The sequence below is a fragment of the Kitasatospora sp. NPDC048298 genome (assembly GCF_043201465.1).
Classification (GTDB): domain Bacteria; phylum Actinomycetota; class Actinomycetes; order Streptomycetales; family Streptomycetaceae; genus Kitasatospora.
In genome coordinates, this window is sequence record NZ_JBICYZ010000153.1 from 1 (window position 1) to 3,567 (window position 3,567).

Genomic DNA, 3,567 nt, shown 5'->3' on the forward strand with positions numbered 1-3,567 from the left:
TGTCTAGGACGGTGTTTTCTGGCCCCGGGGTGACGGCCGCAAGTGGCCCCACCGAGGAACGGTGAAAGTTGGCCCCACCTGGTGTTCGACGCGGAGAGGTGCACTCGTTCGGAGTAGTCCGGGATTGACCGGGCTTCGGCAACCGGATCACGCTGTGTGAGTTCGTAGTCACGGCCGTGTCAGGAGGCCGAAGATTTGCAGCGCGTCGAGTTGTTCGAGCGGATTCGCCGGGACAAGAGGCTGGAGAACGCCTCGGTCCGGGAGTTGGCCCGCCGTTACTCCGTCCACCGCCGGGTGGTCCGTCAGGCCCTGGACAGCGCGTTGCCTCCGAAGCGGAAAGAGCCCGTGACCCGCCGCTCCGTGCTGGACCCGGCCAAGGGCTGGATCGACGAGATGCTGCGGGCGGACCTGACGGCGCCGCCCAAGCAGCGGCACACCAACAAGCGGATCCTGGCCCGGCTGCGGGACGAGCACGGGTTCACCGCGGCCGCCTACACCACCCTCAACGACTACCTGCGGGTGCGCCGGCCGCAGATCAAGGACGAGGCGGACCGGGCCCGGATGCTGCACGAGGGCATGGTTCCGCAGTTCCACCGGCCCGGCGAGGAGGCGGAGGTCGACTTCGCCGAGGTCTGGGTGCGGGTGGACGGCAAGCCGTTGCAGTGCCAGATGTTCACGCTGCGGCTGTCGTATTCGGGCAAGGCGGTCCACCGGGTGTTCTCGACGGCCGGTCAGGAAGCCTTCATGCAGGGCCACGTCGACGCCTTCCGGATCCTGGGCGGCGTCCCGGTCCGGCACATCCGCTACGACAACCTGAAGCCGGCGGTCTCCCAGGTCTGCTTCGGCCGCTCGCGGGTCGAGTCGCAGAGGTGGGTGGCGTTCCGCTCGCACTACGGCTTCGACGCGTTCTACTGCCGGCCCGGCAAGGAAGGCGCGCACGAGAAGGGCGGCGTTGAGCACGAGGGCGGGCGCTTCCGCCGCTCGCACCTGGTCCCGGTCCCCGAGGTCGACACGCTGGCGGAGTTGAACGAGCGGATCGAGTGGATCGAGGCGGAGGAGGACGCCCGGCACATCGACAACCGGCCCACCTCGGTCGGCTTCGACTTCGCCTACGAGGCCCCGCTGCTGGCACCGGTCCCGGACGAGGAGTTCGACGTCGGGCTGACGCTGACGCCACGGGTCGACAAGACCTCCCGGATCACGGTCCGGCAGAACAAGTACTCCGTCCCGGCCCGGTTCATCGGCAGGACGGTGAGGGTCTCGCTGCGGGCCGACGAGGTCCTGGTCTTCGAGCAGCACAAGGTCGTGGTCCGGCACCCGCGGCTGGCCGGCCGCTACGGCTTCCGCGACCTGCTCGACCACTACCTGGAAATCCTGCGGAACAAGCCCGGCGCGCTGGAGCACTCCACCGGCCTGGCCGCGGCCCGCGAGAGCGGCCTGTTCACCCCGGTCCACGACGCGTTCTGGGCCGCCGCCCGCGAGGCCCGGGGCCGGTCCGACGGCACCCGGGCGCTGATCGACGTCCTGCTGCTGCACCGGCACCTGCCCGGCAACGCGGTGGTCGCGGGCATGAGCGCGGTCCTGCAGGCGGGCTCGGTCTCCCCGGACCTGGTCGCGATCGAGGCCCGCAAGGCGCTCGCCGCGGCCGGCGGCCCGCCGCCGGTGGTGATCGCCCCGCCGGTCTCCGCCACCGACTCGCCCCAAGACCAGGACGACGTCGCGGCGCGGGTGATCTCCCTGCCCGCGCGCCGTTCCGCCCTCCCGCCGGACACCCGGCCGGAGCCCTCCCTGGCCGCCTACGGCCAGTTGCTGTCCATTCAACCGAGAGGCTCGGCATGACCCAGAGCACCACCCCCGACGCCCCTTCAACTCCGGGGCGGTGGGGCTACTTCGGGCTGCCCGCACAGCGCGGCGCCAGCCCGGCGGCGACGATCGACGCGGCCTGCCGGAGCCTGGGCCTGTCCACGATCCGCTCCCGCTGGGAGGAGGTCGCGGCCCAGTCCCTGCGCGAGCAGTCGTCCTACGCGGACTTCCTCGCGGACCTGCTGGGGATCGAGTGCGACGACCGCGACGAGCGGCGCAAGCAGCGGCGGGTCAAGGAAGCCGGCTTCCCGCGCAACAAGCGCATCGAGGACTTCGACTTCGCGAAGAACCCGAACGTCCCGCAGGAGGTCATCAACACCCTGGCCCAGCCCGCCTGGGTCCAGGCCGGCAACCCGCTCTGCCTGATCGGCGACTCCGGCACCGGCAAGTCGCACCTGCTGATCGGCCTGGGCACCGCGATCGCCGAGGCCGGCGGCCGCGTCCGCTACACCACCGCGGCGAACCTGGTGAACGAGCTCGCCGAGGCCGCCAGCGACAAGCAGCTCGGGCGAACCATCAAGAAGTACGGGCGGGTCGACCTGCTCTGCCTGGACGAGCTCGGCTACGTCAAGCTCGACCGGCACGGCGCCGAGCTGCTGTTCCAGATCTTCACCGAGCGCGAGGAACGGCACGCGATCGCGATCGCCTCGAACCGGCCCTTCACCGAGTGGGACCAGACCTTCACCGACAAGCGGCTCTGCCAGGCGATCGTGGACCGGCTCACCTTCGAGGCCCACATCATCGAGACCGGGACCCAGTCCTTCCGCCTCGCCAGCACCACGGCCAAGCGCAAGGCGGCCGCCGCGGCCTGAGCTGAGTTCCGGCTGAGGTTGATGAAGCTGCGGACCGCCTCGGTGAGCCGGTCCGCGGCGTCCCGGACGCTTTCGGGCTGTTCTTGCAGCACAGGTGCGAGCCTGGTCGACCAGCCAGCAGCTCCGCCCGTGGGCTGCCCGGTGTACTTGCTACTTGGCCGTCCCAGACACAGGTCGGGCAGGCTTCCAAGGCTGGCCCCAGGCAGCGCTGTTCTGCTCGGGATCCGCGTCGGTGCTCTCGAAGTTCTGTGTGTAGATCATGCCCTTCCAAGCAACCTCCTCGTTGTAGATCTTGTAGGTCTTCGTGCTGTCCCACTGGGGGACTACGGGGGTGTCAGCCATCGGGTGCTCCTACGGTCAGGCTCTTGGAACGTGCCTGGGCAGCCCTACCCCGAGGGAGAAGGATCGACACCCACACGGTCATCCGGCCCGCGCGCCCCCTGCCGCGGAGTTCAGGCCGCCGGCAGGGAATCGGCACGCAAGACCCATTCGGCTCACCGTCACCACGACGGAAATCGGAACGGCCCCTAAGCGTCTCGGGCTTGGGAAACGCTCTCACCAGGCATCGCAGGTTCAGAAACGGGCACTGACCGACCGTCGGACCACCACCCCGTCAACGGGCGGGCGCCAAACACGGCGCCCGCCCGTTCGCATTCCTGTCAGGGGACGCGGCCGGGCGGGCGCCGTGAGAACCACGCTACCGGCCGCCACAGACCGCCATCGCCACCCGAGCCCCACCGCCCCGGGACACCGGGGAAACGTCACCCGATCGGGGGTGGGGCCACTTCAACCCGTTCCTTCTCGACACCGCCCGGAGCCCTCACCCGAACGGCCCAAAAGTGGGGCCAGCCGAGTCCGTTCTGGTGGGGCCAAAACTCACCGGCGCAGACAG

General features: G+C 70.0%; 3 protein-coding genes. 2 read left to right on the forward strand and 1 reads right to left on the reverse strand.

Annotation, left to right across the window (positions count from 1 at the left end; translation table 11 throughout):
• Nucleotides 1-195: 195 nt before the first annotated feature.
• Nucleotides 196-1,839 carry an IS21 family transposase gene (istA, locus tag ACGF0D_RS44050; RefSeq protein WP_392926187.1) on the forward strand — a complete coding sequence of 548 codons (1,644 nt, stop codon included), beginning with the start codon at nucleotides 196-198 and terminating at the stop codon, nucleotides 1,837-1,839.
• On the forward strand, nucleotides 1,836-2,675 hold the full coding sequence (gene istB / locus ACGF0D_RS44055; protein WP_392884118.1) for an IS21-like element helper ATPase IstB: 840 nt from the start codon (nucleotides 1,836-1,838) through the stop codon (nucleotides 2,673-2,675). The genes istA and istB overlap by 4 nt, the downstream gene beginning before the upstream one ends.
• Nucleotides 2,676-2,825: 150 nt before the next feature.
• Here istB and ACGF0D_RS44060 read toward each other — a convergent pair whose 3' ends face one another.
• Nucleotides 2,826-3,017: a hypothetical protein gene (locus tag ACGF0D_RS44060; RefSeq protein WP_392884120.1), complete on the reverse strand. Its 192-nt coding sequence runs from the start codon at nucleotides 3,015-3,017 to the stop codon at nucleotides 2,826-2,828.
• Nucleotides 3,018-3,567: the final 550 nt, after the last annotated feature.